The following is a 22,217-nucleotide window of genomic DNA, read 5'->3' on the forward strand; positions in this document are numbered from 1 at the left end:
ATGCCAGACGACAGACGCGAAACAGCCGAAATTGCGATCACATTGGGCCATTCCAGTGCTCTACGGCGAGTGATCTTGCACCCGAATGGACGCACGGCTCAGGCGAGCTGGACAAGTTCGAGGTAGTCCGCCGACCAGTGATCCTCGGTCCCGTCGGGCAGCAGGATGACCCGCTCGGGCTCCAGCGCCTCGACCGCGCCGGGGTCGTGCGTCACCAGGACGACGGCACCGGCGAAGCTGCGCAAGGCGTCCAGGACCTGGGCCCGGCTGGCCGGGTCGAGGTTGTTGGTCGGCTCGTCGAGCAGCAACACGTTGGCAGCACTGGAGACCAGGCCCGCCAGCGCGAGCCGGGTCTTCTCGCCACCGGAAAGCGTGCCCGCCGGCTGGTCGAGTTGTTCGCCGGTGAAGAGGAACGAGCCGAGCAGGTTCCGCAACTCCTGCGCCCCGGTGTCCGGAGCGAGATGTCGGATGTTTTCCCACACCGACGCTTCATGATCAAGAGTTTCGTGTTCCTGTGCGTAATACCCCAAACGCAATCCGTGACCCGGAACGACGGATCCGGTGTCCGGGGTTTCCATTCCGCCGAGCAGCCGGAGCAAAGTCGTCTTTCCCGCGCCGTTCAGGCCGAGTACGACAACCTTCGAACCGCGGTCGATCGCGAGATCGACGCCGGTGAAGATTTCCAGGGAGCCGTACGACTTCGAGAGGCCCTCGGCGGTGAGCGGGGTGCGGCCGCACGGCGCGGGCTCGGGGAACTTGATCCGGGCGACCTTGTCGGCGTGCCGGGTGTCCTCGAGGGCGGACAGCATCTGCTCGGCGCGGCGCGCCATGTTCTTGGCCGCCACGGCCTTCGTCGCCTTCGCACCGAGCTTCGCGGCCTGCTGCTGCAGCGCCGACGCCTTCTTCTCGGCGTTGGCGCGCTCCCGGCGGCGCCGCTTCTCGTCGGTGGCGCGCGCGTCGAGATAGCGCTGCCAGCCCATGTTGTACAGGTCGAGCTCCGCGCGGGTGGCGTCGAGGAACCACACCTTGTTGACCACGTCGGCCAGCAGCTCGACGTCGTGGCTGATCACGACCAGGCCGCCGTCGTGCTGCTTGAGGAACCCGCGCAGCCAGTTGATGGAGTCGGCGTCGAGGTGGTTGGTCGGCTCGTCGAGCAGCAGGATCGTTTCGGACTTGCCGCCGGCACCGGCTTCGGCCGCGGCGAACAGGATCCGCGCCAGCTCGACGCGCCGGCGCTGGCCGCCGGAAAGCGTTCCCAGCGTCTGCGCGAGGACCCGGTCGGCGAGGCCCAGGTTGGAGCAGATCCGCGCGGCTTCGCTCTCCGCGGCGTACCCGCCGAGGGAGGCGAAGCGCTCCTCGAGCCGGGCGTAGCGGTTGATGGCCTTGTCGCGCGCGGCGTCGTCGACGAGCTCGGCCATCGAGGCCTGCGCCTTCTCCATGTCGCGCATCAGCTTGTCCAGACCACGGGCGGAGAGCACGCGGTCCTTCGCCGTGACGGACAGATCGCCTTCGCGCGGGTCCTGCGGCAGGTAACCGAGCTCACCGGTGCGGCGCACGTCGCCCGCGTGCGGCTCGCCTTCGCCGGCGAGGACCTTCAGCGAGGTGGTCTTGCCCGCGCCGTTGCGGCCGACGAGACCGATGCGGTCGCCGGACTGGATGCGGATGCTGACGCCGTTGAGCAGGATGCGCGAACCCGCGCGCAGCTCAAGGCCGGTGGCCGTGATCAAGGGAAACTCCCGTGGAAAGGGGGTGAACGGAGGACAGCGTCGAACAGCCGGTCGGCCGCGGCGTCACTCCAGCTGGATATCCACGGAGACCAGTGTACGGGCTGGGGGCCAGCGGTTTTTCCGGACGTGTGCCGACTCACCCGTCGCGTAGCGTGACCTGCACGGACAGCGCGCGCACGGCGGCTTCCTCGAGCACGGCCCGGCTCGGTTCGCCGACGTCCAGCACGCGCGGTTCCGCCCGGGCGAACAGCGGGACCAGCCGGCGGTCCTCGCGCAGCTCGTCGAGCGCCCGGCGGTCACCGCCGAGCACCACGGCATCCACTTCGGACAGCCGGGGCACGAGCACCTCGAAGACGTCCTTCGCCGCGTCCTGGAGCGCGTGGCGCGCTTGGCCCGCGCGACGCCGGGCGAAGCGCTGCTGCGACCAGCCGCCCGCGGCGGAGCGGCCCTGCACGAGGTGCCGGTCGGTGCGCGAGACCTCGATCCGGCCGGCACGGGCGATGCCGACGCTGTGCCCGCCGCGCCGCACCAGCACGAGCGCGATCCGGCGCGGGAGCAGGACGTGCGCGACGAGGGCCTCGACGGACGGCTCTTCGAGGGAGCCGAACGGAACGGCGGCGGTCGCGGTCGTGCCGTCGGCCGCGGTCACGCGGACCTCGCGCGAGGTGGCCTCGGTGCGGGCGATCCCGTCGTGCCGCTCGGCGAAGCGGGCGAAGAAGCCGTCCAGCCGCTCGGGCGGCACCTCGACCGTGCGGCCGCCGCCCGCGGCTTCCCGCGGCTTCACGGGAACCGTGCCTTCACAGGAAAAGGGTACGGGGCCGCCGCGATCACCGCGACGGCCCCGCACCGGATGCTGCTTACAGCGGGTGCACCGGGCCGTTGTGCGTCACGGCCCGCACGTTCGACGGCGCGCCGGCCGCCGCGGGCTGGACGAACCCGTTGATGTGCAGGGCCACCGCGCGGATCGAGCCCGCGTCGCCGCCGGCGGCGTCGACCACGGAGAACGTCCAGGTGCCGTCCGCTGCCGCGGCGGTCAGGCCGCCGGTCAGGGACTGCGCCGGCCGCCAGGTGCCGGTGAACGGCGCGTTGGCCGAGGTCACCGTGCTGAACGCCGCCGCCGCGTCGTCGGCGAAGACGACCTTGCACAGGTTCTTGCCCGAGCCGCCGTTGCGCTGGAACACCGTCGCCTTGGCGCCCGAAGGCGCGGTCAGCGTGCCGACCAGGTCACCGACGTACGAGTGGTTCAGACCCACCGTCGTCGACGTGGCGTCGGTGCTGCAGGTGGTGCCGTCCACGGAGAACGCCACCTTGGACGCGCGGCCGACCCCGGTGACCGGGATGGTCACCGACGCCCCGACCGGGCTGTTGTCCGGGATCGCCACCGGCGCGCCGGTGTAGGCGAAGTCCTGCGCGACCGGCGACGGGGTGCCGACCGGGAGCGAGAACGTCGACGTCGTCGGCGAGTGCGAACCGGCGAAGGTGACGCGGGCGTTCAGCACCACCGGCGCGCCGAGCTGCTGGCTCGCCGGGACGGTGATGGTGAAGTCGTTCACGCCGGTCTGTCCCGGGCTGATGGTGCCGTAGGACTTCGACCGGGGCGCCACCGTGACCCCCGGGGTCGGGCTGGTGAGCACGACGCTGGTGGACACCGCGGTGCCGTCACCGTCGTTGGTCACCGGCAGCGTCACCTTGGCGGTGTCGCCCGGGTCGAGCGCCGAGCCGCCGTCGGCCGGGGTGACCGTCGGCTGCTTGGCCACCGCGAGGGGCTGCGGGCTGGCGCCGGTGTAGGCCAGCACCTTGTCCGCGAGGATGACGCCGGCCCCGGTGAAGTTGTCGCGGCCCGGGGTCTCGATGTCGATCGCGGTGTTGATCAGCGCTTCCCGCACCTCCGCGGGCGGCAGGCCGGGGTTGCCGGACAGCACGAGCGCGGCGATCGCGGCCGCGTGCGGCGCGGCGGCCGAGGTGCCGAAGAACGGGTTGAACCCGGTCACGCTCGTGGTGACGCCGTCGGCCGCGGTGATCTCCGGCTTGTTCCGGACCTCGCCGCCGGTCGACGACACGTTGCCCGGGGTGATCGGCGTGCCGTCGGCCTCGTAGAACACCCGCCGCGGGCCGTCGGAGGTGAACCGCTCGGCCTTGGTGGCGCCGCTGAACGAGCCCGGGTACGGGCCCGCCGGGTTGGCCGGGTCGCCCGGTTCCAGGGCCCGGCCGAACGCCTTGGCCGCCGGGGCGGCCGCGACGCTGACGGCGTCACGCGCGGCCGAGTGGCCGACCGTCACGCCCGGGGTGTTGTAGGCCTTGAGCCCGTCGGCCGAGTCGGAGAACCGGCCGCGCAACGCCGAAAGCGACAGGTAGCGGTTCTGGCCGGAGAACTTCACGACGGCCAGGCGCAGCCCGGTGCCGCCGAAGGCCGGCGTCTGCAGGATCTCGTACGGGTCCTGCGTGCCGTCCTGGACGTTCTGGCTGAAGCTGACCACGCCGCCCGCGGAGTTGAGCAGGTAGAGGTCGTAGTCGTTGGCGGACGCGCCGATCGGGTCCGACCAGTGCAGCGTCACCGGGACGCCGGCCGAGGACGCGTTCGAGATGGGCTCGTAGATCTGGGTGCCCGCCGCGCCGGCGAAGTTGTGCGCGGTGCCGGCGAACTTGCCGACCGACTTGCCCGAGTCGACGAAGTCGCCTTCCCAGTGCGCGGCGGTGCCGCTGGCGACGTTGCCCTCGTTGCCCGCCGAGGAGAAGTACAGCGCGCCGTCGGCGGTCACGTCGTTCACGGCCTGGGCGATGATCCAGTCCTGGAACGGCGATTCCTTGAAGTAGATGACGTCGTCGACGATGACGTCGCAGTGCGACTCGAAGCGCAGCTTGCGGATGTTGTCCGCGAAGCTGGCGTCCGAGTTGAACGCCGACGCGAAGCCGAGCGCGGCGCGGGGCGCGAGGTCGTGGAGGATCTCGAGCATCGCGGTGCCCTCGTCGCCGTCGCCCTCCTGGCCGGCGATGACGTCGACGTCCGGCAGCTCGCCCTTGGCCTGCGAAGCGGCCAGGGAGTCGACGCCGTCGGACAGCGCGCACGCCTTGACGCCGACGCCGGTGACGCCGAACTGCTGGCGGGCGAGGTCGGCGTTGTGCGCGCGGTCGCCTTCGCTGACCAGCGGCGCGGCCGCGGCGGCCGCACTGCGCTGGGACTTCGCGCTGACGGCCTTCTGCAGCTCCCCGGCGATGCGGTCGGCCTTCTGCTGCTTGGTTTCGGTCTTGCCCGGCGTCGTCGCCGGCGTGGCCAGTTCCCGGGCGGTCATCGCCTGGTCGGCCTGCTCGACCCGCTTGACGTCGCCGCGGGCGGCGATCTCGCCGACCTTGGCCAGCGGCACTTCGGCGCGGACGCTGCCGTAGCGGTCGGACACCGCGCGGATGCCCGCACCGGCCTTGGCGAGCCCGGCGAGGAGGTCCGGTGAGACCTTGCTCGCGCGGATGTCGACCAGGACGGTCCCGGTCGCGGAAACGGTGGCCCCAGCCTGCAAACTGTTCAGCTGCTTCCCCACGCCCTTGGCGGCGACGAGCAGCTTGCTGTCCACTTTGGACTCGGCGGCGGTGCGGCCCGCCTTGACCGCCTGCAGGGCGGCGATCTGCTGTTGCGCGGTTTCGCTGAACGCGTCCGGTGCGGACGCGGTGGCGGCCCCCGCTGCGGGCGGGGACACCAGGCCGAGCGCGGCGAGCAGAGCCGCGGCCCCGGCGGTGAACACAGTGGATCTCGATCTTGTGGAACGGGTACGACGCACGGGCGCCCTCCGAATCTCCAGGCGCGTGCCCCGACTCACGCTGACCTACGCCGGTGATCACCGGCTGGACCCAGCTAAGTACCGGTAGTTCTCCGTAAACATCAGCCGTTCGAGTGACAAAGGACGGATAATTTCCCGAATAGGCCGGATGACGTAGGCCAGTCAGCGCAGCGGCGAACCGGTCACCGGACACGCACCGGACAAGTGATCGTCCCACCGCCGGCCGCAAGGGTGACCACGGACTGGGATGTCCACATGCAACTCGCCGGAGGCGTGCAACCGGCGGAACCACGGGGAAAGTCCGTTACCGCGCGAGGCGGCGCGGCGAGCGGGCGAGTTACGCCTCCGATCACGCGAGACACGGGCCGCCGAGTACGCGAGCCGTCCGTCCAGGTACGCGAGTTCGCTGGTCCGGCCACCCCGGCGTCTCAGAGCACGAACGAATCGGACCACGGCTGCGCGGCCCGCCCGGACAGGGCGTCCAGCAGCGTCACCGCCTGCTTGTCGGTCAGCGAAGCCACGAAGTCGACGACGGCCCGCCCGCGGGCCAGGCCGCGCACCGCATCCGCGCCCGTCACCGGCTCCCCCGTGGCCCCCACCAGCAGTTCCGGCGCCGAGCGCGCCAGCTCGGTGTACTCGGCACCGGCCAGCTCGACGAGGTCGTGCAGCCGGCGCGGCAGCCGGGACACCTCGTCGCGGTCGAGCAGCCACGCGTCGAGGGCGTCGACCAGGCTCGTCACCACCCCGGCCTGGCCGCGCTGGTGCAGCGCGAGGTCGGGGCGCAGCAGCACGAACCGGCGGTGCACGAACTTGAGCACCTGCACCTCGTGCCACTGGGCGGGCCGCAGCGAGACGTGGCCGGCGCGGGTGGACGGCGAGGCCAGCAGGAACACCCCGTCCACCAGCCGGGCGGTCCAGTTCGCGGAGAACGCCGCCGTCGTCTGCTCCGCCTCGATCGAGCCGTCGAACTCGCCGGCGAGCAGGCCGTCGACCAGCTCCGCGCGGACCCGCGCGACAGCCGCGGCGAACGCGTCGTCGTCGACGATCCACGCGTCCTTGGCGTGCATGCGGCGGCGCAGGCGTTCCAGCGACCGGCCCGGGCGGCGCAGCTGGACGTGCAGCGTCTCGTCGTCCAGCGAGGCCAGCTCGGCCGCGTGCTCGAGCCACTCCCCCAGCTCCGCGGCGACCGGCGCGTGCTGCAGCACCCCGATGCGGTGGAAGTCCTGCAGGTCGTGGATGGCGTAGGCGATGTCGTCGGCGGTGTCCATCACGGACGCTTCGACGGTCTGCTGCCAGCCTTCGACGCGGCCCGCGAACGCCGCGCGGGCCTGCTCGAAGTCGTCGAGTTCGGTGGCGTAGGCGGAAAACTTGCCCGCGCCGGTGCCCGGCAGGCCGCCCGGCTCCCCGGCCCCGCGGGGCGGCACGGCCATCTCCGACGGGTGCGGCGAGGGGTGGTGCAGCCGCAGCCACGGGTACTTGAGGACGGCGGCGCGCACCGCGGCGGTCAGGTCGAGCCCGATCGCCTCCGGCCCGCGCACGTCGGTGGTGGTGATGATCCGGAACGTCTGCGCGTTGCCCTCGAAGCCGTCGGCGAGGCCGAAGCGGTGCCGGGCGATGCGGTCGAGCGTCTGCTCCCCGAGGTGCCCGAACGGCGGGTGCCCGAGGTCGTGGGCGAGCGCGGCGGCCTCGGCGACGTCGGGGTCGCAGCCGCCCAGCTTGTCGGCCAGCCCGGCGTCGGGCCCGGCGGTGATCCGCTCGGCGACGGCGCGCGCGACCTGCGCGACCTTCAGGCTGTGGGTGAGCCGGTTGTGCAGCAGCCCGGCGCCGCCGGCGCTGACCACCTGCGTGACGCCGCCGAGCCGCGCGAAGAACGGCGACGCCGCGATCCGGTCGCGGTCGATCCGGAACGGGCTGGTCGCCAGGTCGGTGAACCCGCCGACGTTCGCCACGGGGTCGCGCCGGGCCGCCCGCGGGTCGGGGTGTTCGCTGGCCTGATCCATGCGCACGACCCTATCCGGAGGTTCACCTGAACGGCGGGCAGGCGCCGGGGTACCCCGGGGGCATGTCCCGACGCACGCTCACGGCCCTCGCGGTCCTCGCCTTCGCCCCGGTCGCCTGCGGCACCCAGCCCGCCGAGCCGGGCACGACGACGGTGGTCACCACCTCGGCGTCGGCCTCGACGTCGGCCTCGGCTCCCGCGAAGCTGATCAAGGTCCCGGACGTCTCCGGCATGAACCACCAGGACGCCCAGGACGCGATGCAGCGGGCCGGGCTCTACAACCTGCGCGAGGTCGACGGCACCGGCCAGGGCCGCGCGCTGGTCGTCGACCGCAACTGGCGTCAGACGGGCCAGGACCCGGCACCCGGCACGGAGGTCCCGGCTGACGCGGTGATCACCCTGACCGCGGTCAAGTACGACGACCGCTGACCCCCAACCCCGAGCTTTCACGTGAAAGCTACCCGGAGCGCTCACTCCGGATCACTTTCGTCGGGAAAGTGACGGCGTCGCTTTCCGGCGATCACGGGTGATCAGGACTCCGGCTGGGCGGTGTAGGCGGCCAGGCAGCGGCCGGCCTGCGCGCGGGCCACGGCCTCGTCCTCGCCGCCGGCGACGTGCGCCTCGTACCAGGCCTCTCCCGCCTTCGTCACGAACTCGACGCCTTCCGGCGACGCCATCCAGGCCATCGCCTCCTGCGGGTCGACGACGTACCCGGGGCCGGCCGCGAGGTGGCGGACCAGGGCGGTGAGCGCCATGTCCCAGCCGATGCCGACCGCGCCGGGGCCGAACTGGTCCCAGTGGTCGTCGACGTGCGCGACGTGCTCCAGCTCGAACCGCGTGCCATCGCCTTCGGGCGTCAGCCGGACCTCGATCCAGCTGACGCCGCCGTGCATCTCCCACGTCGCGGCGAAGCTCTTCGGCGGGTCGCAGCGCTCGACCGTGCCGCCCGCGTTGCCCTCCAGCTGGTACTTCCCGCCGACGCGCAGCTCACCGGACACCGGCAGGAACCAGCGCGGGATGCGCTCGGCGCTGGTCACCGCGTCCCACATGTCGTCGACGTCGGTGTCGTAGACCTGGCTGATGGTCATCACGCGCGCCTCCCCCGCCTCGAGCACGCGCCGGCCGACCGTCCGGCGGACGGCGCTGATCTGGTGACTGACGTCGATCACGAACTTTCTCCTTCGGTGAGGCGCCGGGCACGTTTGCCGCGGGCGATTTCGGTGGCCAGCGCGTCCAGTGGCGGCGTCCAGTGCCGGCGGAACCGGTCGAGCCAGACGTCGACGTCACGCAGCGGGGCGTGCCCGACCGCGTACAGCCGCCGCGTCCCGTCCTGGCGGACGACCGCGAAGCCGTTCTCCCGCAACACCTTCAGGTGCTGGGAGACGGCCGGCTGCGAGATGCCGAACTCGGCCCGGATCACCTCGGTCACCGCGCCGGCGGCTCGTTCGCCGTCGGCCAGCAGCTCGAGGATCCGGCGGCGGACCGGGTCGCCGAGGACGTCGAACGCGTGCACCCCGCCAAGCTACAAGCAGTGACTTATATAAGTCAACACTGAAACTATTACTCCGATGTGGGTAAGCCCCGGTGAACATCAGCCGACATCGGTTCCGCTCCGCCGCACGACCCGCGACGATCGGGCCGTGCAGTCGCCACCCGCGGTCCGCTTCGCCTTCCAGCCGCTGTACAGCCTCCACACCGGAGGCGTCGTGGCGCACGAAGCGCTGGCCAGGCCCGGCCGCGGAACCGTCCCCGAGCTGCTCGCGCAGGCGCGCCGCGACGGCAGGCTCGCCGAGGCCGACCTCGGGCTCGCGGTCGCCGCCGTCCGGCAGGACGCCGGAAACCCCACGTCGCTCCCCCTGCACCTGAACCTCTCCGCCCGCACCCTGGCCGCGCCGCAGGCGATGTTCGACGACCTCCTCGAGGAGCTCGGCCACGCGGGCCGGCGCACCCGCGACGTCGTCCTGGAAATCGGGCCGCCCTTCGCGCCGCTGCCCGCCGGCCGCGCGCTCGCCGGGATGCGGGAGCTCACCGAGCTCGGCTTCCGGGTCGCGCTCGACGGCCTCGGCCGCGGCGACCTGCCGCTGGGCCTGCTCGTCGAGGCGCCGATCGACCTGGTGAAGCTCGACCGCACCGTGCTGCGCGGGCTGCCGGACGAGCCGGCGCCGGTCGCCGTCGTCGAGGCGCTGCTGCACTACACGAACCGCACCGGCACCCGGCTCGTCGCGACCGGCGTGGAGACCGGCGAGCAGCTCGACGCCGTCCGCGGCCTCGGTGTCCGGATCGCGCAGGGGCACCTCCTCGCGCCGCCGACCGCGGCCGGTCCCGCGCCGGCCCTGCTGACGCGCGGCCGTCCCGCGACCGGGGCACCGGCCCCGTGCGTCGGCGACTTCCTCCGCCCGGCCACGACGTTGCCGGAATCCGCGACGTGCGACGAGGTCCGCGCGGTGCTCGCGGCGGCGGACGCGCCGTCGGGGGTGGTCGGGGTGGACGAGCTGAACCGGCCGCGCTGGTCGGTCGACCGGACCCGGTTCCTGGTCGCGGTCACCGGCCCGTACGGGCACGCGCTGCACGCGAAGCGCCCGGCCGCCCGGCTCGCCGACACCCCGCACACGATCGAGGCCCGCGCCGGCGCGATGGAGTTCCTGGAGCTGGTCACCGACGCGGACTGGGCCCGCACCGGCGACGACGTGGTGGTGGTCGACGAGCTCGGCCGCTGCCTCGGCGTGGTGCTGGTGACCGAGGTGGTCCGCGGCGTGGCCGAGGCGAAGGTCGAGGCGGCCGCGGCGCTGAACCCGCTGACGCGGTTGCCGGGCAGCGACACGATCGCCCGCGACGTCGCCCGCCGCATCACGATCGGCGAACCGTTCGTGGCGGCGTGGCTGGACATCGACGGTTTCAAGGCGATCAACGACACGGCGGGCTTCGCGGCGGGCGACAACCTGATCCGCGAGCTGGGCGCGGCGCTGACGGAGCTGTCCGGCGGCCTGCGCCGGATGCGCGTGAGCCACGTGGGCGGCGACGACTTCCTGGTGGTCTGCGACGTCGACGAGATCGCCACGGTGGCGGGGGCGCTGCTGGACCGCGGGTGGTCGGCCGAGGGCCTGCCGGTGACGGTGTCACTGGCGACGCTGGTGTGCGCGAGCGGCGCAATCGGCTCGTACCAGGAGGTTTCGCGGCTGCTGGCACCGTTGAAGAAGCGCGCGAAGGCGGTGCCGGGGTCGAGCTGGGTGCTGAGCCGCCCGGGTTCGGAGCGAGTCGAAGTGCTGCGGGGCATCGGAACCCGGGGCTTGCAGGCGGCCGCGGGTTAGCGGACGCCGCGGCCGCCCGCACCACGTCAGCAGGGCCCGCGCCGTCGGGAGCCGGTGCTCACTGCCAGTCGAGGGTCAGCTGGGCCTGGATCGCCATCGCCGCCCAGCTCACGTAGTCCTCGTGCGCCCAGCCGCACACCTCCGTCAGGTGGTCGTACGCCTCGTGCGACATGACCAGCCCGATCGCGTCCGCCAAGCGGCCGGCCTCCGCGCCCTCCGGTGCCAGCCCCGCCGCGCGGAGCCGGGCCGTGATCTCCGTGCGGCGGGCCACCGCCTGCTCCGCGCGGACCGCCGCCACCGCCGGGTCGGCCGCCGCCGCCGTGGTGAACGCGCGCCAGATCGGCAACGACCTGCGTACTCCCGTCGCCACCCGGGACACCACCGACGGCAGATCCGCCGGGCCGGCCGGGCCCGCCAGGGCGTCCAGGTTCATCGCGTCCGGGTCGCCCGCGAAGCCGGCGCGGAACGCGGCGATCAGCAGCTGCGGCTTGCGGCCCGTCTGCGTCACCGTCTCCAGGCTCACCCCCGCCTCCGCGGCGATCTGCCGCATGCTCGTGCCCGCATAACCACGCGAGGCGAACAGCTTCCCGGCCGTTGCCACCACGTGGGCCCGGGTGCGCCGGGCGCGGGCCTCGCGCACCGGCGACTCGTAACGGCGCCGCGCGTCCTCGGAATCCGGTATCGTCATCGTCATTGGATAGTACAGTGTATCGGTCAATGAAGGGACGTGCCGTGGCCCGGATACTCGTGTGCGTGCAGCCCGCCCGCGGTCACGTCGGGCCGACCAAGCCGGTCGTCGAAGCGTTAATCACCGCCGGCCACGACGTCGCCGTCGTCACCGGCGCGCGCTACCGGCGGGCGTTCGAAGAACGAGGTGCCGAGGTCAGAGTCCTGCCGCCGGAGGCCGACTTCGACGAGACCGACCTGGACGGCACGATCCCCGGCCGCGCCGGGCTGAGCGGGCTGAAGCTCGCCCGGTTCGAGCTGACCCACTTCGTGCGCGCCATGCCCGCGCAGCTGAGCGTCATCGACGCCCGGCAAGCCGACGTCGTGCTGTGCGATCCGCTGATGATGGCCGGGCTGGCCCTGGTCCGGCGCGACCCGCGGCCACGCCTGCTGACGCTGGGGTTCCTGCCGTTCATGCCGCCGGTCCCGACCGGCCCGCCCGGGCACCCCCTGCGCGGCGCGCTCCTCAAGGCGCTCGCGCCGTGGGTGACCGGGCCGGCCCGGAAACTGGCGAACGACCTGCTGGGCGGCGACCCCGGCATGCTGTTCACGGACTGGCCCCTGCACAGCGACGGTGTGCTCCAGATGACCTGCCCCGGCTTCGAGTACCCGCGCGAGGGAGCGCCGCTGCACTTCATCGGGCCGACGACGGTCAGCGCGGCGAGCGAGCACCCGCTGCCGCCGTGGTGGAGCGACCTCGACGGCGCCCGGCCGGTGGTGCACGTGACCCAGGGAACCGTGGCGAACGACGACCTCGGCCGGCTCGTCGAACCCACCATCGCCGCGCTGGCCGGCGAGGACGTCCTGGTCGTCGCGACGACGTGCGGCGGGCGGCTGCGACCCGGCCCGCTGCCGGAGAACGTCCGGGTGGCGGGCTTCCTGCCCTACGACGAGCTGCTCCCCCGCTGCGCGGCCATGGTCAGCAACGGCGGGTACGGCGGCGTCAACCACGCCCTCCGCTACGGCGTGCCCCTGGTCGTGGTCGGGGCCAGCGAGGACAAGCGCGAGGTCGCCGCCCGGGTCACCTGGTCCGGCGCCGGGATCGGCCGCGCCCGCGCTTCGGCCTCGCCGCGGACGCTGCGGCGGGCCGTCCGCACGGTCCTGGCCGATCCGCGCTACCGGAACCGGGCGCGCGAACTGGCCGCCGAAATGGCCGCCGGACCGGCGATGGACGAAGTGGTGAAGCTGATCACGGCCCCCTGCCGCAGCTTGTCGTGAGTGGTAAGGCGGGTTCTAACCCGCCTTACCACTCACGAGCCGTGGGCCGAGAGGTAGCTCGCGAACCGCTCGTCGACCTCCTCGGGCGTCAAGCCGAAGTCCGCCAGGCGGTAGCGGTGCACCGGTTTCCGTTCCCCCGTCCGGCTCACCTCGTGCACGGCCGTCATGGCCGCCCGCGCCTCCGGGGTGAAGTCCAGTCCGAAGTGGTCGTACACAGTGGACACCGTGCCGATCGGGTCCGCGACGAAGTCCTCGTACCGGACGTCGCAGAACTGCGCCGGGTTGTGGCGCGCGCGGGCCCAGCCGAATTCGTCCGCTCCGCGCGCCCACAGCTCGAGCTGCCCCCGACCGATCACTTCGCCCCGGAACGTCGAGGACCAGCCGTCCGCGGCCTTCTCGGCCAGGCTGCACATCGACGCCATGATCGTGCTCGGCGCCCGGTGCGTCTGGATCACCAGCGCGTCCGGGTAGTTCGCCATCAGGGCATCCAGCGCGAAGAGGTGGCTCGGGTTCTTGAGCACCCAGCGCTTGCCCGCGTCCGGCAGCCCGATCAGCTGCAGGTTGCGCTTGTGCCGGGCGTAGGCGTCCGTCCAGTCCTGTTTGGCCAGCCAGCGCGAGTACCGCGGCAGGTGCGCGAGGCATTCGAAGGACACCGACCGCATCGACTGGCGCAGCAGCTGCCAGCACTCCTCCACCTGGTCGGCGGACATGTGGTGCACCCCCATGAACTCCGGGTGCTCGACGTGGTGGCGTTCGTAGCCGGTTTGGATGCCCTGGAAGACCGGGTTCTCCGCCCACGTCGCACGCGGCGGCCGCGGCTGCGGCACCTCGGCGAGCCACACCTCCAGCCCCTGGTGCGCGGGGTCCTCGGCGAGCAGCCGGTGCAGCGCGGTCGTGCCGGTGCGCGGCAGGCCGGTGACGAAGATCGGCCGCTCCACCCGGACGTCCGCGTACGCCGGATGCTGTTTCCACGACGCTTCGCTGAGCAGCCGCGCCACCAGTGCGCCGCGCAGGAACGCCCGGTGCACCTTGTTGCCGTACGGCGTCAGGTCCTCGTCCGCCTCGTACGACTCCAGCAGCACGCGCAGGCCTTCGACGTACTCGTCCGCGCCGAAATCGTCGAGCCCGGTGAGCTTCGACGCCGAGGCGTGCAGGTCCTCGACGGTGCCCACGTCTTCCCTGCCGGGGAGCATCGAACCTCCTAGTGGTGGTACTCGCCGCCGTTGACGTCGAGGCACTGCCCGGTGATCGCGCGCGCCATCGGCGAGGCGAGGAAGACCACGGCGTCGGCGATCTCGTCGGGTTCCGGCAGTTTGCGCAGGTCTATTGTGGACGCCGTTTCGGCGTAGACGTCTTCCGGCGTGATGCCGCGTTCCTTGGCCAGGTAGGTGAAGTACCACTGGAGGTTCGGGCCCCAGATGTACCCCGGCGCCACGGTGTTGACGCGCACGCCGTCCGGCCCCAGCTCGCTGGCGAGGCTCTGGGAGAGCGACAGCAGCGCCGACTTCGCCATCTTGTAGGCGCCGAAGGTGCGCCGCGAGTGCCGCAGCACGGCGGAGTTGATCATCACCAGCGAGCCCCGGCTCTCCTTGAGCGCGGGCAGGAACAGCCGGGTCAGCCGGAGCACGGAGATCGCCGCGGTCTCGAAGCCCGCGCGGACGCCGTCGAGGTCCACAGTGGCCAGATCGGTCAGCGGCGGGACGGCGAAGGCGTTGTGCACCACGGTGTCGACCCGCCCGAACGCCTCGATCGACTGGCTCACCAGGTTCGCCGCGGAGTCCGCGTCGTCGATGTCGGTGCGGACCGCGACCGCCCGGCGGCCGAGGTCGGTGACCTCCTTGGCGACCTCGGTGAGCCGCGACTCGGTGCGGGCGGCGAGCACGACGTCCGCGCCGGCCCGCGCGCTGCGCACGGCGATCGACCGGCCGAGCCCGGGGCCGATCCCCGAAACGACGACCACTTTGCCCTGCAACAGGTTCTCCACGCTCACCCCAGCATCCGGGCGGCAACGGCGTCCTGCCGGGCCGCGATCCTCGCCGCCCACTGCTCCGGCGTCACCCGCGCGTCGGCGTGGTGGGGCAGCCGGTCGGGCAGTTCGTCGGCCTTGACCACCTCGACGACCGGGCCGTCGTCCGGGCCGAGGTCGCGGGCCAGCCGCTGCCAGCGGATCTGCACGTACCCGCGGTCGTGGCCGGTGAGTTCGAGCCAGTTCACCAGGCCGGGGTCGCGCTCGGCGATGACGAACCGGATCTTGCCGTCCGGGTCGACGCGGGCCTGGTCGGCGGTGAGGCTCGTCTGGTGGTTGACGTAGTCGAGCGAGACGTACCAGAGGCTGCCGAGCTGGATGCCCTGGTACGGCGCGTCCGCGCAGCGCGGCACGGTGACGATCATCGCTTCCTCGGGACCGAGCTCGTAGTGCCCGGCCGAGGAGAACTGCGTGGTGAGCCCGCCCGGCGTCGAGCGCGGCTCGGTCATCGTGTTCACCGGCAGGTCGTAGTAGAACCACTTCGGGAAGGCCAGGAACGTCTTGAGCCGGCTCAGCAGGATCTTGCCGGTGACGCCGTAGCGCTTGGCCAGTGCGGACCGGTCCGGCACCGGCGGCGCCTGGCCGGCCGTGTCGACGCACCGGATGCGGATCTCGCCCCGCCGCTCGGTCGCCCAGTCGCTGTAGACCTCGCGCACCACGAGCATCGACGAGCCTTCGCCGAGGACGAAGTAGTTCGGCCCCGGGTTCTCGCGGGCCGGGCCGAACCGCAGCTCGAACCGGCCTCCCCCGCCGATCTCGATCTTCCGGTCGTCGAACGCGGCGAGGCTGTCGGGCACCTCCACCGGCGAGTAGTCGCCGTTGAGGACCTGGAAGCTCAGGTCGGCGGTGGTCCCGCGGACGCCGGTGACCAGGTACTCGCGGTCGGCGCGGATGTTCGCGTTGAAGTACAGCGTGTCCGGGTTGTCCAGGCCCATCTTCGTGTAGGGCCCGGTGGACGCGGTGAAGTACGGGAAGTCGCGCTGGTAGGCCCAGGCCATCTGCAGCGACGCCCGGATGCTGCCCGCGAGGTAGTCGTAGCCCTCCAGGAGGCCCTGCTCGGTCTGCGCCGGCGGAGCTTCGGCGATCAGCTTCTCGGCCTCGGCGATGGCGTCGGCGAACGGCCGGGTCAACGAGAACTCGTTCTCGATCATGCCGGGACGGCCCAGCGGTTCGCGAGCAGCCGAAAACCCGGCAGGGCGTCCCAGGACAGCATCGATTCGTAGGTGCGGACGTACCCGATGTGCGACATCCGCCAGGCGCCGTCGCTCTCGCGGCGGTAGGTGTCCTCGTAGAAGGCGGCCCCTTCGATGATCACCTTGTGCTCGGGGACGATCACCCGGTCGGTGAACGACCACCGCCCGGTCGCGGTGTCGCCGTCGACGTCGATCTCGGGCTGACCTGCGTGGTGCACCGTGATGATGCCGTTGCCGAGACTCTGGGTGAGGAAGCCGACGATGGCGTCGCGGCCTTCGAACCGCTTCCCGTCGCCGCCCACGGCGTGCGTCCCGTAGTCGGCCGTGGCGTCGGCGGTGAAAGTGCCGGCCACCTCGTCCCACAGTTTCAGGTCCACCCCGCGCAGGTACCGGTACTTCAGCCGCTTGATCTCTTCGAGTACGACCAGGTCCATGCCCCCAGCGTCCCGCACCGCTTGACCAAAGACAAGAACATGTTCTACTTTTTTCGGGTGTCCGTGACCTCGTACGAGCTCTCGCACCTGGCCGCGCTCGAAGCGGAGGCCGTGCACGTCTTCCGCGAGGTCGCGGCGACCTTCGAGCGCCCGGTCCTGCTCTTCTCCGGCGGCAAGGATTCGGTGGTGATGCTGCACGTCGCCGCGAAGGCGTTCTGGCCGGCACCGCTGCCGTTCCCCGTGCTGCACGTCGACACCGGCCACAACTTCGACGAGGTGCTGCGGTTCCGCGACGAGACCGTCGCCGCGCTCGGCCTGCGCCTGGAGGTCGCGCGCGTCCAGGACGACATCGACGCCGGCCGCGTCGCCGAGGAGACCGGGCCGCGGGCCAGCCGCAACCGGCTGCAGACGGTGACCCTGCTGCGGGCGATCCGCGAGGGCGGCTTCGACGCCGTGTTCGGCGGAGCCCGCCGCGACGAGGAAAAGGCCCGGGCGAAGGAGCGGGTGTTCAGCTTCCGCGACGAGCACGGCCAGTGGGACCCCCGGGCGCAGCGCCCGGAGCTGTGGAACCTCTACAACGGGCGGCACCGCCGCGGTGAGCACATCCGGGTGTTCCCGCTGTCGAACTGGACCGAGCTCGACATCTGGCAGTACATCCGGGACGAGCGGATCGCGCTGCCGCCGCTGTACTACGCGCACCGGCGGTCCGTGGTCCAGCGCGACGGCATGCTGCTGGCAGCCACCCGTTTCCTGTCCCTTGTGGACGGCGAGACGCCCTACGAGGCGACCGTCCGCTTCCGGACCGTCGGCGACGCCACCTGCACCGGCTGCGTCGAGTCGTCGGCGGCGACACCGGCCGAAGTGGTCGCCGAAGTGGCCGCCACCCGCGTCACCGAACGCGGCGCCACGCGCGCCGACGACCGGATTTCCGAAGCGGGCATGGAAGATCGCAAGCGGGAAGGCTACTTCTGATGCAGCTGCTGAGGATCGCCACGGCGGGGAGCGTCGACGACGGCAAGTCGACCCTGATCGGCCGGCTGCTGTTCGACTCGAAGGCGATCTTCACCGACCAGCTCGCCGCCGTCGAGCGCGCCAGCCGCGCCCGCGGCGAGGACTACCCGGACCTCGCGCTGCTCACCGACGGCTTGCGGGCCGAACGCGAGCAGGGCATCACGATCGACGTCGCGCACCGCTACTTCGCCACGCCCAAGCGCAAGTTCATCATCGCGGACACGCCGGGGCACCTGCAGTACACGCGGAACATGGTGACCGGCGCGTCCACCGCCGACCTGGCGCTCGTCCTGGTGGACGCGCGCAAGGGCGTGCTGGAGCAGTCGCGGCGGCACGCGTTCCTCGCGTCGCTGCTCGGGATCGGGCACCTCGTGGTGTGCGTGAACAAGATGGACCTCGTCGGGTGGTCGCCCGAGCGGTTCGCCGAGATCCGCGAGGACTTCCGCCGCTTCGCGATGAAGCTCGACGTCGCCGACCTGACGTTCGTGCCGGTTTCGGCGCTGCACGGCGACAACGTGGTGCACCGCAGCGCGAGCATGCCTTGGTACGAAGGCACTTCGCTGCTGCACCAGCTGGAGGAGGTGCACGTCGCCTCCGACCGCAACCTCATCGACGCCCGGTTCCCGGTGCAGTACGTGATCCGCCGGTCGGACTTCCGCGGTTACGCGGGCACCATCGCCGGCGGGGTGTTCAAGCCCGGTGACGAGGTCGTGGCGCTGCCGTCGGGATTCACGTCGAAGGTGCGCGCGGTGTGGGGTCCCGGCGGGCAGCCCCTCGAAGAGGCGTTCACCGGCCAGGCGGTGGCGGTCGAGCTGGCCGACGACCTCGACCTCGGCCGCGGGGCGATGCTGTGCCGCCCGGGCAACCGCGCGGAGTCGGCCCGCGAAGTCGACGCGCTGGTCTGCTGGTTCTCCGAACGCGCCGCCTTGACGCCGGGCGCGACCTACGCGGTGCGGCACACGACGACCGAGACGCGCGGCACGGTGGACCGGCTGGAGTACCGCCTCGACGTCACCACGCTGCACCGCGACGAGACGGCGGAAGCGCTGTCCTTGAACGACATCGGCCGGATCCGCCTGCGCACGCGGGCGCCGCTGCTGTTCGACCCCTACCGCCGCAACCGGGCCACCGGCGGCTTCCTCCTGGTCGACGAGCACACGGGCGACACGGTCGCGGCGGGCATGATCACCGGCGCGGTCGCCTCCCCGGTCGTCTGGCACACCGCCGCGGTGCGGCGCGAGGACCGCCCGACCCGCGGCGCGACGGTGTGGCTCACCGGGCTTTCGGCGTCGGGCAAGTCGTCGGTGGCGGTCGAGCTGGAACGCCGCCTGGTCGCGGCGGGCCGCCCGGCGTACCTGCTCGACGGCGACAACCTGCGCCACGGGCTCAACGCCGGGTTGGGCTTCAGCCCCGAGGACCGCGCGGAGAACGTCCGGCGCGTGGCCGAGGTGGCGCGCTTGTTCGCGGACGCGGGCGTGGTCGCGATCGCGTCGCTGATCAGCCCGTACGAAGCCGACCGGGCCCGGGCCAGGGCGGTTCACGAGGGGCTGCCGTTCGTGGAGGTCTTCGTCGACACGCCGCTGGAAGTGTGCGAAGCCCGCGATCCGAAGGGCATGTACGCAAAGGCCCGCGCCGGGGAGATCACCGGCTTCACCGGCATCGACGCCCCCTACGAGCGCCCGGCGTCACCCGATCTGGTGCTGCGGCCGGCCGACGGCGACCCGGCGGCGATGGCCGCGGCGATCCAGGCGCTGCTCGACGAGCTCGGCTGAAAAATTCTCTTGCCTTGGTCCTTAGAGTGGCGGCATGAGTCCGGTCAGGCAGGTTCAGGTCACCTTCGACTGCGTGGATCCGGCGCGCGTCGCCCGGTTCTGGTGCGAGGTGCTGGGGTACGAGCTGCAGGGGGACACCGCCTGCGTCGACCCGGCGGGTGTGGGCCCGCGGCTGTACTTCCAGCGCGTCCCCGAAGGCAAGGTCGTCAAGAACCGCGTGCACCTCGACGTCCGGGTCGGTACCGGGCTCGTCGGCGACGAGCGGCTGGCCGCGCTCGAGGCCGAGTGCGCACGCCTGGAGGCGCTCGGCGCGGTCCGCGGGCGGCTGCTGCTCGCCGACGAGGAAAACGAATCGTGCCAGAACATGCAGGACATCGAGGGCAACGAGTTCTGCGTCGACTGAGGCTTACCCGGCTTCCAGGACGAAGAACAGGAAGCTCGGGAAGGTGTCGAGGATTTCGAAGTCGCCGGGGAACAGCTCCCGGGCTTCCGGCACCGGGTGGGGTTCGCTGATGACGGCGATCCGGAAGCCGGCCGCGGTGAAGGCGTCGGTCATCGCGTGCAGCGGCTTGTTCCAGAAGGTCATCCGCGCTTTTTCGCCGTGCAATTCGAACTCGTCGGTCCAGGTGTAGGCCTCGAAGTAGTCGGGCCGCGGCCCCTCGTGGCGGTGCGTCACGTTCACCATCATCGGGTGGTTGACGGAGGCGATGAGGCGGCCGCCGGGCTTGAGCACGCGCCGGAATTCGGCGAGCACCGGCGCCCAGTCCCGGAGGTAGTGCAGCACCAGGGACGCCACGACGTCGTCGAACTCGCCGTCCGGGTAGGGCAGGGGGCCGGTCAGGTCGGCGACCCGCAGGTCCGCGTCGTCGCCGAGCCGGCCCCGCGCGTGCTCCACCATGCCGGCACTCTGGTCGAACCCGCTGACGACAGCGCCCTTGTCCCGCAGTGCGGCGAACAGCGGACCCGAGCCGCAGCCGGCGTCGAGGATCCGCCGCCCGGCCACGTCGCCGGCCAGCGCGAGGGTGGCGGGCCGCTCGTAGTAGGCGTTCATCAGGCTGGTTTCGTTTTCGGCCGTGTACGCTCCGGCGAAGGCGTCGTAGGTGGCAGCCATGCGGCCCATGGTGCCCGAATCAGCCCGACGGTGCCACGAAGCCCGATTCGTACGCCCGGATCACGGCCTGGGTGCGGTCGCGCACGCCGAGCTTCGCCAACACGTTGCCGACGTGGGTCTTCACCGTCTGGATGCCCAGGTACAGCTCGCCCGCGATCTCCACATTGGACAGTCCGACGGCCATCAGCCGCAGCACTTCGCGCTCGCGCTCGGTCAGTCCGGCCGACGCCAGGCCGTCGCCTGCCGGGGGCGCGTGCCGGGCGGCCAGCCGCCGGATCGCGGCCGGGAACAGCAGTGATTCGCCGGCCACGACGGTCCGGATCGCCGCGACGATCTCCTCCGGCCGGGCGCGCTTGAGCAGGAAGCCGCTGGCGCCGGCGACGAGCGCGTCGTAGACGTAGTCGTCGTTCTCGAAGGTGGTCACCACGATCACCTTCGGCGGGTGGTCCACCGCGGACATCAGGTGCGTGGTGGCCCGGATGCCGTCCACCGCGGGCATCCGCACGTCCATCAGCACGACGTCGGGCCGCAGCCGGGCCACCAGCCCGGGCACTTCGGCCCCGTCGGCGGCTTCGCCGAGCACGCTCAGGTCGTCCTCGCTGTCGACGATCGCCCGGAGCCCGGCCCGGATCAGCGGCTCGTCGTCCACCAGCAGCACACCGACCCTCATCGCCCGCTCCCCCACGGCACCCGCACCACGACCTCCCACCGCCCGTCCACCGGACCGGCCGACAACTCCCCGCCGAGCACCGCCACCCGTTCGGCCATCCCGCGCAGGCCCCGGCCACCACCGGACCGGCGCGAGCCGCTTCCCAGCGGGTTGACCACCCGGGCGACCAGCTCGTGCGCCGCGACCTCGACGGTCACCGACACCGGGACCCTACCGGCGTGGCGCACCGCGTTGGTCAGGCATTCCTGCAGGATCCGGTACACCTCGCGGGACACCACCGGCGGCACGGCAGCCAGGTCGCCGCCGAGGTCGGCGGTGACGTCGGTGCCGGCGAGCCGGGTGGTTTCGAGCAGGGCGGGCAGCCCGGCCAGCGTCGGCTGCGGCGTCCGGCCCGCCGCCTCCTCCCGCAGCAGCCCCAGCACGTGGTCGAGGTCGTCGAGCGCCGTGCGGGCGGACTCCTCGATGGCGCCCAGCGCCCGCTCGGTGAAGTCCGGGTCGGTGCGCAGCGTCCGCCGGGCGGCACCCGCCTGGATCGTGACGACGCTGAGCGCGTGCCCGACCGAGTCGTGCAGCTCCCTGGCCAGGCGGTTGCGCTCGGCGAGCTGCTCGGTCCGCCGTTCGAGCCGGGCGATCCGGTCGGCGGCCGTGGCCCCGAGCAGCCCGGTCGCGGCCCGGCGCAGCAGCCCGCCGATCGCCCCGGCGGCGTAGATCAGCAGCACCAGGCCGGCCACGAAGACCACGGGGAGCCACGCCGACGCCCAGCCCTTCGGCACGGTGACCGCGTCGCCCTCGCCGGCCTGAACGAGGTGCCCGGTGAACACGGCGCTGATCGAGAACCCGATCGCGACGGGGGCGGCGAGGCTCAAGGAGCTGACGACGAACCCGGCGCCGACGTGCAGCACGAACATCACCGCGGCGCGCCGGCGGCCCGGACGGCTCTGCGGTTTCGCGGGCGCGTCCGGCACCGGATCGTCCAGCAGCTCCCGGACCGCGGTGGACTCCAGGACGTGCACCGCGGGCAGGAACGCCGTCCCGGCCAGGACGGCCAGGGTGAGCAGGCCCCCGACGACGGTGGCTTGCTCCACCGTGGTGACGAACGGCAGCAGCGACGGCACGGCGACCGCGGAGAACAGCAGGTAGGGCACGCTGATGGCGCCGCCGAGCACGAGGTAGACCCAGCGGCGGTAGGTCGCCTTGCTCGTCAGGGGCCGGAGGATGCGCACGGGCCGATCTTCGCAGCCGGACCCCCGCG

The 22,217-nt window shown here is 72.3% G+C and carries 20 protein-coding genes; 6 read left to right on the forward strand and 14 right to left on the reverse strand.

All coding sequences use genetic code 11. The features are described from left to right. Window positions 1-98: 98 nt before the first annotated feature. From Q5425_RS05465 to Q5425_RS05480, 4 genes are all read right to left on the reverse strand, one after another. Window positions 99-1,727, reverse strand: a complete 1,629-nt coding sequence (locus tag Q5425_RS05465) for an ABC-F family ATP-binding cassette domain-containing protein (RefSeq protein WP_308670984.1) — start codon at window positions 1,725-1,727, stop codon at window positions 99-101. 136 nt (window positions 1,728-1,863) lie between these two features. Then, window positions 1,864-2,511, reverse strand: coding sequence for an acVLRF1 family peptidyl-tRNA hydrolase (locus Q5425_RS05470; protein WP_308670985.1), 648 nt, complete (start codon window positions 2,509-2,511; stop codon window positions 1,864-1,866). A 73-nt stretch (window positions 2,512-2,584) separates the two neighbouring features. Beyond that, window positions 2,585-5,461, reverse strand: a complete 2,877-nt coding sequence (locus Q5425_RS05475; RefSeq protein ID WP_308671423.1) for a S8 family serine peptidase — start codon at window positions 5,459-5,461, stop codon at window positions 2,585-2,587. A 464-nt stretch (window positions 5,462-5,925) separates the two neighbouring features. After that, window positions 5,926-7,497 carry a dGTP triphosphohydrolase gene (locus tag Q5425_RS05480; RefSeq protein ID WP_308670986.1) on the reverse strand — a complete coding sequence of 524 codons (1,572 nt, stop codon included), beginning with the start codon at window positions 7,495-7,497 and terminating at the stop codon, window positions 5,926-5,928. Between the two features lie 62 nt (window positions 7,498-7,559). Between Q5425_RS05480 and Q5425_RS05485 the strand changes: the two genes are divergently transcribed. After that, a complete protein-coding gene (locus tag Q5425_RS05485) occupies window positions 7,560-7,925 on the forward strand; it encodes a PASTA domain-containing protein (protein WP_308670987.1) in 366 nt (121 codons plus the stop codon). A gap of 101 nt (window positions 7,926-8,026) precedes the next feature. Here Q5425_RS05485 and Q5425_RS05490 read toward each other — a convergent pair whose 3' ends face one another. Together Q5425_RS05490 and Q5425_RS05495 are read right to left on the reverse strand one after the other, a co-directional pair. Next, entirely contained in the window at window positions 8,027-8,665 is a 639-nt protein-coding gene (locus Q5425_RS05490; protein ID WP_308670988.1) for an SRPBCC family protein, read from the reverse strand. Then, window positions 8,662-9,009: a metalloregulator ArsR/SmtB family transcription factor gene (locus Q5425_RS05495; RefSeq protein ID WP_308670989.1), complete on the reverse strand. Its 348-nt coding sequence runs from the start codon at window positions 9,007-9,009 to the stop codon at window positions 8,662-8,664. The genes Q5425_RS05490 and Q5425_RS05495 overlap by 4 nt, the downstream gene beginning before the upstream one ends. A 127-nt stretch (window positions 9,010-9,136) precedes the next feature. Between Q5425_RS05495 and Q5425_RS05500 the strand changes: the two genes are divergently transcribed. Next, window positions 9,137-10,804, forward strand: a complete 1,668-nt coding sequence (locus tag Q5425_RS05500) for a GGDEF domain-containing protein (RefSeq protein WP_308670990.1) — start codon at window positions 9,137-9,139, stop codon at window positions 10,802-10,804. A 58-nt stretch (window positions 10,805-10,862) separates the two neighbouring features. On the opposite strand, the gene Q5425_RS05505 is transcribed toward Q5425_RS05500, so the two are convergent. Further along, window positions 10,863-11,498 carry a helix-turn-helix domain-containing protein gene (locus Q5425_RS05505; protein ID WP_308670991.1) on the reverse strand — a complete coding sequence of 212 codons (636 nt, stop codon included), beginning with the start codon at window positions 11,496-11,498 and terminating at the stop codon, window positions 10,863-10,865. Window positions 11,499-11,521: 23 nt separating this feature from the next. On the opposite strand from Q5425_RS05505, the gene Q5425_RS05510 reads away from it, so the two are divergent. Then, on the forward strand, window positions 11,522-12,748 hold the full coding sequence (locus tag Q5425_RS05510) for a glycosyltransferase (RefSeq protein WP_308670992.1): 1,227 nt from the start codon (window positions 11,522-11,524) through the stop codon (window positions 12,746-12,748). A gap of 32 nt (window positions 12,749-12,780) precedes the next feature. Here the strand turns inward: Q5425_RS05510 and Q5425_RS05515 are convergent, their stop codons facing one another. The 4 genes from Q5425_RS05515 to Q5425_RS05530 are packed head-to-tail and all read right to left on the reverse strand — an operon-like array spanning window position 12,781 to window position 16,401. Then, on the reverse strand, window positions 12,781-13,941 hold the full coding sequence (locus Q5425_RS05515; protein ID WP_308670993.1) for a sulfotransferase: 1,161 nt from the start codon (window positions 13,939-13,941) through the stop codon (window positions 12,781-12,783). Between the two features lie 8 nt (window positions 13,942-13,949). After that, window positions 13,950-14,738, reverse strand: coding sequence for an SDR family oxidoreductase (locus tag Q5425_RS05520; protein ID WP_308670994.1), 789 nt, complete (start codon window positions 14,736-14,738; stop codon window positions 13,950-13,952). Then, on the reverse strand, window positions 14,735-15,925 hold the full coding sequence (locus tag Q5425_RS05525; RefSeq protein ID WP_308670995.1) for a hypothetical protein: 1,191 nt from the start codon (window positions 15,923-15,925) through the stop codon (window positions 14,735-14,737). Before Q5425_RS05525 ends, Q5425_RS05520 begins: the two co-directional genes overlap by 4 nt. Next, window positions 15,922-16,401 carry a nuclear transport factor 2 family protein gene (locus Q5425_RS05530; RefSeq protein WP_308670996.1) on the reverse strand — a complete coding sequence of 160 codons (480 nt, stop codon included), beginning with the start codon at window positions 16,399-16,401 and terminating at the stop codon, window positions 15,922-15,924. Before Q5425_RS05530 ends, Q5425_RS05525 begins: the two co-directional genes overlap by 4 nt. Window positions 16,402-16,440: 39 nt before the next feature. On the opposite strand from Q5425_RS05530, the gene cysD reads away from it, so the two are divergent. Genes cysD through Q5425_RS05545 form a run of 3 tightly spaced genes read left to right on the forward strand, consistent with a single transcriptional unit; the run spans window position 16,441 to window position 19,587 of the window. Further along, on the forward strand, window positions 16,441-17,373 hold the full coding sequence (cysD, locus tag Q5425_RS05535; RefSeq protein ID WP_308670997.1) for a sulfate adenylyltransferase subunit CysD: 933 nt from the start codon (window positions 16,441-16,443) through the stop codon (window positions 17,371-17,373). Continuing rightward, the gene (gene cysC, locus Q5425_RS05540; protein ID WP_308670998.1) at window positions 17,373-19,184 is read left to right on the forward strand and encodes an adenylyl-sulfate kinase; all 1,812 of its coding nucleotides are present in this window, start codon (window positions 17,373-17,375) and stop codon (window positions 19,182-19,184) included. The genes cysD and cysC overlap by 1 nt, the downstream gene beginning before the upstream one ends. Window positions 19,185-19,218: 34 nt before the next feature. Beyond that, window positions 19,219-19,587, forward strand: a complete 369-nt coding sequence (locus Q5425_RS05545; protein ID WP_308670999.1) for a VOC family protein — start codon at window positions 19,219-19,221, stop codon at window positions 19,585-19,587. Between the two features lie 3 nt (window positions 19,588-19,590). Here the strand turns inward: Q5425_RS05545 and Q5425_RS05550 are convergent, their stop codons facing one another. From Q5425_RS05550 to Q5425_RS05560, 3 genes are read right to left on the reverse strand one after another with little or no spacing between them, the layout of a single operon-like run. Further along, window positions 19,591-20,295, reverse strand: a complete 705-nt coding sequence (locus Q5425_RS05550; protein WP_308671000.1) for a class I SAM-dependent methyltransferase — start codon at window positions 20,293-20,295, stop codon at window positions 19,591-19,593. A 19-nt stretch (window positions 20,296-20,314) separates the two neighbouring features. Further along, the gene (locus tag Q5425_RS05555; protein WP_308671001.1) at window positions 20,315-20,965 is read right to left on the reverse strand and encodes a response regulator transcription factor; all 651 of its coding nucleotides are present in this window, start codon (window positions 20,963-20,965) and stop codon (window positions 20,315-20,317) included. Then, a complete protein-coding gene (locus Q5425_RS05560; protein WP_308671002.1) occupies window positions 20,962-22,188 on the reverse strand; it encodes a histidine kinase in 1,227 nt (408 codons plus the stop codon). The genes Q5425_RS05555 and Q5425_RS05560 overlap by 4 nt, the downstream gene beginning before the upstream one ends. Window positions 22,189-22,217 lie beyond the last annotated feature (29 nt).

The sequence above is a fragment of the Amycolatopsis sp. A133 genome, assembly GCF_031082405.1.
In the GTDB taxonomy this organism is placed as follows: Bacteria; Actinomycetota; Actinomycetes; order Mycobacteriales; family Pseudonocardiaceae; genus Amycolatopsis.

Bases quoted from the DNA above. Each gene is read 5' to 3' on its own strand.
- Q5425_RS05480 (WP_308670986.1), bottom strand. From the start codon at position 7,497: ATGGATCAGGCCAGCGAACACCCCGACCCGCGGGCGGCCCGGCGCGAC.
- Q5425_RS05485 (WP_308670987.1), top strand. From the start codon at position 7,560: ATGTCCCGACGCACGCTCACGGCCCTCGCGGTCCTCGCCTTCGCCCCG.
- Q5425_RS05505 (WP_308670991.1), bottom strand. From the start codon at position 11,498: ATGACGATGACGATACCGGATTCCGAGGACGCGCGGCGCCGTTACGAG.
- Q5425_RS05510 (WP_308670992.1), top strand. From the start codon at position 11,522: ATGAAGGGACGTGCCGTGGCCCGGATACTCGTGTGCGTGCAGCCCGCC.
- Q5425_RS05515 (WP_308670993.1), bottom strand. From the start codon at position 13,941: ATGCTCCCCGGCAGGGAAGACGTGGGCACCGTCGAGGACCTGCACGCC.
- Q5425_RS05525 (WP_308670995.1), bottom strand. From the start codon at position 15,925: ATGATCGAGAACGAGTTCTCGTTGACCCGGCCGTTCGCCGACGCCATC.
- Q5425_RS05530 (WP_308670996.1), bottom strand. From the start codon at position 16,401: ATGGACCTGGTCGTACTCGAAGAGATCAAGCGGCTGAAGTACCGGTAC.
- cysD (WP_308670997.1), top strand. From the start codon at position 16,441: ATGTTCTACTTTTTTCGGGTGTCCGTGACCTCGTACGAGCTCTCGCAC.
- cysC (WP_308670998.1), top strand. From the start codon at position 17,373: ATGCAGCTGCTGAGGATCGCCACGGCGGGGAGCGTCGACGACGGCAAG.
- Q5425_RS05545 (WP_308670999.1), top strand. From the start codon at position 19,219: ATGAGTCCGGTCAGGCAGGTTCAGGTCACCTTCGACTGCGTGGATCCG.
- Q5425_RS05550 (WP_308671000.1), bottom strand. From the start codon at position 20,295: ATGGCTGCCACCTACGACGCCTTCGCCGGAGCGTACACGGCCGAAAAC.
- Q5425_RS05555 (WP_308671001.1), bottom strand. From the start codon at position 20,965: ATGAGGGTCGGTGTGCTGCTGGTGGACGACGAGCCGCTGATCCGGGCC.